The following is a 5,811-nucleotide window of genomic DNA, read 5'->3' on the forward strand; positions in this document are numbered from 1 at the left end:
CGTCGATCTGCGCGGTGATCGTGCTGGTCTTCATGTTCTGGTTCTTCCTCGCCCACATGATCTTCGCGCTGTTCCTCGGGCTCTCGGTGATGACCAACGTCTCGTCGAGCCACGAGGTCTTCCTGACCGGCAACGGGCTCGCCATGCTGGCCTTCGGCACCGCGGTGGGGGCGGGGTTCTCGGTGCTGCTCTACATGATCACGGTGCTGGCGCTGCCGATGCTGCTCGACCGCGAGATTGACTTCGTGACCGCGATGATCACCTCGTTCCAGTACGTGGCGGCGCACCCGGTGGTGATGTTCGCCTGGGGCGCCTTCATCGCGGCGGCGACACTGCTGGCGATGCTGCCGGCCTTCCTGGGGCTCTTCGTGGTGCTGCCGGTGCTGGGGCACGCCACATGGCACCTCTACGACCTGCTGAAGGCGGGGGCAGGGGCGCAGGCTGCTGCGACCGAGGGTGCGGCACCGGCCTGAGGCGCATCAGCGTCAGGTGACCGGATCAGGGACGGCAGTCGGGATCAGGCGAAGGGCTCGCCCACGCGCAGCTGCCGGCGGTGGAAGGGCGAGAGCGCGTCTTCGTGCACGTAGCCGGCCATCCGCGCGGTGGCGAGGATCTGGTGCGTGTCGCGGCCGAGGTATTCGTAGATCAGCCGTGCGGCGCGACGGCCGGTGGGGTTCTCGGGCGTGGTCCGGAGTGTGTAGCCCACCCAGTAGAATTTCCCGATGGCCGAGATTCGCGACAGGTAGTTGAACGAGGTGGTCAGCGAATCCCTGCGGCTGACCAAAAGTGCGAATCCTTCGGCCTGCGGCATGGCCACACCGCGAAATTCGCGCGTTGTCGGGTCGGTCGGCAGGTCGAGCATCGCGAGCGCTTCCTTGGGCTCGTAGCCGCGCAGAACGGTCAGGTTGTCCCGCCGCGATATCTGCACGAGACCCACGATGTAGCGGTCGGCGTCGGTGAAGGCTGCTCGCGTAAAACGATAGAAACCCGAAGGAAATTCCTCTTCTGGTATGAGCCTCTCGAGGCCGCCTCCAACGAAATCCGCGATGTAGGGGTGATGCAGGAGACCCTGCCGATTGTCCTCGATCTGGTCCACCGGCTCGAGCAGGATGCGCGCGTCAACGTTGAAGAAGCGACAGATGCGGTGAAGAACATCTGGACGGGGGAAGCTTTCGCCCGCAAGATACCTGTTGAACTGGGTCCTGTTGATGCCGAGATCGCGGCACAGAGCCGAGATCGACGACGCCTTGTCGCCAAGCTGACGCAGATTGGCGCCAAAGACGCCCCGAAGCTCTGCAGGACTTGGTTGCGTGACGTCCTTTCGCATGTTTCGTACCGTGACCCGTCCGCTTTTGCGTCGCCCGACCATCGGCCAAGTGACAGTTATTAAGGGTTTCTCTGCTCGAAAGGCCGAATGTGACGCTATATAGCTTCAGATGTGGCGCTCTTTAGCGACAGTTCATACTGAAACGGACACAAAAAGCAACCCGTAGACGCTATTCTTCTCATGTCGTTTATCTTGTAAATGCGCGACCCTGTTTCCCAAGGGAACGTAAGGGCTGGCAATGTCTGAAAAGATGTACGGGGTCGTGCTTTGGGCCGACCATAGTGATCATAAGGCGGTTATCTGGTGCGAGGACCACGGAGACCTGGCCTTCTACAGAAACGAAGAGCACACCGCGCATGGCGGTGTGTCGAACCTTAGGCGCGTGAACAACCCCAAGCGGCTCGTTCAGCAGCAGTATGCGGGACTGGCGCAGAACCTGCGCAATGTGGACAGGCACCGTGTGCCGGCGCCGCAGCGACCTGCCGCAAGCCGGTCGCTTGGGAATGTCATTCCCTTCCCTGGTACGGCTCCGGCCGGCCAGAAGTTCCGGCCGGAAACCCTGCACGCGTCCTGAGACGCGACGTTCCCGTCAGCTCTGGCCGCGCGAAAGCGCGGCCACGCCCGTCCGGGCGACCTGGACCAGCCCGAGGGGGCGCATCAGATCCGCGAAGGCGTCGATCTTGTCCGGAGCACCGGTCAGCTGGAAGATGAAGCTCTCCAGCGTCGAATCCACCACCTGAGCCCGGAAGATATCGGCAAGGCGCAGTGCCTCGACCCGCCTCTCGCCGCTGCCGGTGACCTTCATCAGCGCCAGTTCCCGCTCGACCGAACTGCCCTCGGCGGTCAGGTCGTGCACGTCACGCACCGACACGATGCGGCCGAGCTGGGCCTTTATCTGCTCGATCACCTGAGGCGTGCCGGTGGTCACGATGGTGATGCGGCTCAGGTGCCCCTCGTGGTCGACCTCGGCCACGGTCAGGCTGTCAATGTTGTAACCACGGCCCGAGAACAGGCCGATGACGCGGGCCAGGACACCGGGCTCGTTCTCGACCAGCACGGTGATCGTGTGGGCCTCCTGCACGTCCGAGAAGGTCGGGCGCAGGTTGTAGGCCGAGTGCTTGGACGAGCCCTTCTTGATCTGTAGCGCGGACATTTGCATTCCTTTCCGGTCGGAAAAACGAGGCGCCCCCTCCGGCCTGCCTCGGGATCAGCATGAGGGCAGGGGGCACTGAGCCCCCTGCGTGACCTTGGGTATCAGACGAGGACGGCGCCCTTGCCCGCGATGGCGTTGGTGGCCTTCGCGTCGCCGAGCAGCATCTTGTTGTGCGGCTCGCCCGACGGGATCATCGGGAAGCAGTTCTCGTGCTTCTCGACGAGGCAGTCGAAGATCACCGGGCCGTCGTGGTTCAGCATCTCCATGATCGCGTCGTCGAGATCCGCCGGATCCTTGCACTGGATGCCCTTGGCCCCGAAGGCCTCGGCCAGCTTCACGAAGTCGGGCAGCGCCTCGGACCAGCTCGAGGAATAGCGCTCGCCGTGCAGCAGCTGCTGCCACTGGCGCACCATGCCCAGACGCTCGTTGTTGAGGATGAACTGCTTGACCGGCAGGCGGTACTGCACCGCGGTGCCCATCTCCTGCATGTTCATCAGCCACGAGGCCTCGCCCGCGACGTTGATCACCAGCGCGTCGGGATGGGCCATCTGCACGCCGATCGAGGCGGGGAAGCCGTAGCCCATGGTGCCGAGCCCGCCGGAGGTCATCCAGCGGTTGGGATCCTCGAAGCCGAGGAACTGCGCGGCCCACATCTGGTGCTGGCCGACCTCGGTGGTGATGTAACGGTCACGGCCCTTGGTGAGCTCCTCGAGCCGCTCCAGCGCGTATTGCGGCTTGATGATGGTCTCGGAGGGCTTGTAGGTCAGGCACTTCACCGCCCGCCACTCGTCGATCTGCCGCCACCACTTGGCCAGACCCTCGCGGTTGATCTTGCGGCCGCGGGCCTTCCAGACCTTCGGCAGGTCGGTCTTGATGACCTTGTTGATCGAGCTCGGGTCGATGTCGATATGCGCCTTCTTCGACTTCGGCGAGAACGCGTCGAGGCGGCCGGTGATCCGGTCGTCGAAGCGGGCGCCGATGTTGATCATCAGGTCGCAGCCGTGCATCGCCATGTTGGCCTCGTAGAGACCGTGTATGCCGAGCATCCCGAGCCAGTGCTTGCCCGAGGCGGGGTAGGCGCCGAGGCCCATCAGCGTCGAGGTGATCGGCACGCCGGTGGCCTCGACCAGCTCGCGCAGGAGCTGGCTCGCGCCGGGGCCCGAGTTGATGACGCCGCCGCCGGTGTAGAAGACCGGCCGCTCGGCGTTCTCCAGCGCCTCGACCAGCGCGGTGATGGTGTCGAGATCGCCCTTCACCTGCGGCTGGTAGTGGCCGACCGGCGCCTTGGGGCGGGGCGTGTACTCGCCGCTGGCGAACTGCACGTCCTTGGGGATGTCGATCAGCACCGGGCCCGGACGCCCCGAGGAGGCGACGTGGAAGGCCTGATGGATGATCGAGGACAGCTTGTCGGTGTCCTTCACCAGCCAGTTGTGCTTGGTGCAGGGGCGGGTGATGCCGACGGTGTCGGCCTCCTGGAAGGCATCCGAGCCGATCATGAAGGTCGGGACCTGGCCCGACAGGACGATGATCGGGATCGAGTCCATCAGAGCATCCGTGAGGCCGGTGACGGCATTGGTGGCGCCGGGGCCCGAGGTGACAAGCGCGACGCCGACCTTGCCGGTCGAGCGGGCATAGCCCTCGGCCGCGTGAACCGCGGCCTGCTCGTGCCGGACGAGGACGTGATGAATGTCGTTCTGCTGAAAGATCTCGTCATAAATCGGTAGGACGGCACCGCCGGGATAGCCGAATACCGTGTCCACACCCTGATCCTTCAGGGCTTGGACCACCATTTTCGCTCCGGTCATCTGACGTGTCATCGCGTGTCTCCGTTTACGACGTCATTCACTTGTTGCTGCGGCAATAAAAAAGCCCCCGAGGATTTCGGGGGCGCATGGGGAACCATTATGGTTCGGTGTTACCGGCCCATGCGCCATGTTCCTACGATTACGATTAGACGTGCCACGAGTGTGGACTCCTTCATTGCGCCGGCGGACCATAGGAGCATGGGGGAGGGGCGTCAACCTTGGAAACGGCGAAATTCCGCGTCCCGGACGGCTTTTATTTTCACAAAGTTTCGTGGCGGAGGAGTTTCCGGAAATTTTCGGAAAGCTTTTGGGGCCATTGTGAAATAGGACAACACTTCTCACCCATTTTGCGATTGGGACTTCAAGCCGGTTCAACCCCTGCACTCGGGTTCGTGAATTGCGTGAAACGATGGTTCCGGGCATACTGAACGCAGCGGTTCAGATAGAGAAATTCCGGAACCGACCGGACTTCAGGGAGAGTGACATGGCCTTCAGACGATACTTCCGCCGCTCTGCCCGCGACTTCACGATGCTGCGGGCCGGGCTCCTTGTGGCGCTTCTGGCGCTGGCCCATCTGCTGAGCACCGTGCAGAGCGGGGACGGGGAGATTGCCGAGGATGCTCGGACCTACCCGCAGGTGATCCCCGCGATCATCCACGGCAGCCTCGAGGACGCAGGCGCACAGGCAGGCCCGCTGATCTGAGCGAGCGGCCTTGATAAGGCTTGGTGAAATCGCCGAGGGCGCGGCGTCAGGTGTTGACGCCGGTGCCCTGCAGCACCCCATGCTCGAGCGCGTAGCGGGTCAGCCCCGCGGTCGAGCTGATCCCCAGCTTGCGCTTGATGTTCTTGCGGTGCGTTTCGACCGTGCGTACCGAGATATCCAGCGCCTGCGCCACTTCCTTGTTCGACTTGCCCTGCGCCAGCTGCAGCAGCACCATCTGCTCGCGGTTGGTGAGCTGTTCGCGCCCGCCGGTCATCACGGGTCGCAGCGCCCCCTCGGCGCCGGTGCAGAGATAGCGCTCGCCCGCCATCACCGCGTCGATGGCACGCTTCACCTCGTCGGTCGGCACGTCCTTGAGCACGTAGCCCATGGCGCCGTGCCCGAGCGCGGTCGAGATGTATTCGGGCGTATCGTGCATCGAGAGCACGAGGATGCGGGTCTCGGGGCGGCGCTCGAGGATCATCTCGGTGGCCGAAAGCCCGCTGAGCCCCGGCATGTTCAGGTCCATCAGGATGACGTCCGGGGCCAGCGCCTCGAGTCGGTCGATCATCTCCTGCCCGTTGGACAGCGTCGCCGTCACCTCGATGTCGTCGTAGCTTTCGAGAATGGCCTCGATGCCCTCGGCCACGAGCGGGTGATCGTCGACGATGGCAACACGGGTGGGACGGGTCATGCGCGGACCTTGCGGGCTTGCTGGCTGCCCTCCTCTGGGGGCAGCAGGTGGGACAGGGGGATCTGGGCTTCGATAGCTGTGCCCGAGCGCGAGGACAAGACGCGCAGCGACCCGCCGAGCTGTTCCATCCGT

7 protein-coding genes are annotated in these 5,811 nt (G+C 64.0%); 3 read left to right on the top strand and 4 right to left on the bottom strand.

All coding sequences use genetic code 11. The features are described 5' to 3' along the window. The coding region (locus tag HC022_RS17725; protein ID WP_167453316.1) for a DUF2189 domain-containing protein at positions 1 to 473 on the top strand (473 nt) is incomplete at its 5' end. A 44-nt stretch (positions 474 to 517) separates the two neighbouring features. On the opposite strand, the gene HC022_RS17730 is transcribed toward HC022_RS17725, so the two are convergent. Continuing rightward, the gene (locus tag HC022_RS17730; RefSeq protein ID WP_008885382.1) at positions 518 to 1,327 is read right to left on the bottom strand and encodes a helix-turn-helix transcriptional regulator; all 810 of its coding nucleotides are present in this window, start codon (positions 1,325 to 1,327) and stop codon (positions 518 to 520) included. 238 nt (positions 1,328 to 1,565) lie between these two features. On the opposite strand from HC022_RS17730, the gene HC022_RS17735 reads away from it, so the two are divergent. Further along, positions 1,566 to 1,901 (top strand): hypothetical protein, encoded by a 336-nt coding sequence (locus HC022_RS17735; protein ID WP_167453317.1) that lies wholly within the window; start codon positions 1,566 to 1,568, stop codon positions 1,899 to 1,901. A 15-nt stretch (positions 1,902 to 1,916) separates the two neighbouring features. Here the strand turns inward: HC022_RS17735 and ilvN are convergent, their stop codons facing one another. Both ilvN and HC022_RS17745 read right to left on the bottom strand, forming a co-directional pair. Beyond that, entirely contained in the window at positions 1,917 to 2,480 is a 564-nt protein-coding gene (ilvN, locus tag HC022_RS17740) for an acetolactate synthase small subunit (RefSeq protein WP_008885116.1), read from the bottom strand. A 101-nt stretch (positions 2,481 to 2,581) separates the two neighbouring features. Continuing rightward, entirely contained in the window at positions 2,582 to 4,297 is a 1,716-nt protein-coding gene (locus HC022_RS17745; RefSeq protein ID WP_167453318.1) for an acetolactate synthase 3 large subunit, read from the bottom strand. Positions 4,298 to 4,769: 472 nt separating this feature from the next. On the opposite strand from HC022_RS17745, the gene HC022_RS17750 reads away from it, so the two are divergent. Continuing rightward, complete coding sequence (locus HC022_RS17750; RefSeq protein WP_089957363.1) at positions 4,770 to 4,988, top strand: hypothetical protein; 219 nt, start codon at positions 4,770 to 4,772, stop codon at positions 4,986 to 4,988. A 46-nt stretch (positions 4,989 to 5,034) separates the two neighbouring features. Here the strand turns inward: HC022_RS17750 and HC022_RS17755 are convergent, their stop codons facing one another. Then, complete coding sequence (locus HC022_RS17755; RefSeq protein WP_008883978.1) at positions 5,035 to 5,679, bottom strand: response regulator transcription factor; 645 nt, start codon at positions 5,677 to 5,679, stop codon at positions 5,035 to 5,037. Between the last annotated feature and the right edge of the window lie 132 nt (positions 5,680 to 5,811).

Origin of the sequence: Salipiger sp. HF18, assembly GCF_011806505.1 — a bacterium.
GTDB classification, from domain to species: domain Bacteria; phylum Pseudomonadota; class Alphaproteobacteria; order Rhodobacterales; family Rhodobacteraceae; genus Salipiger; species Salipiger thiooxidans.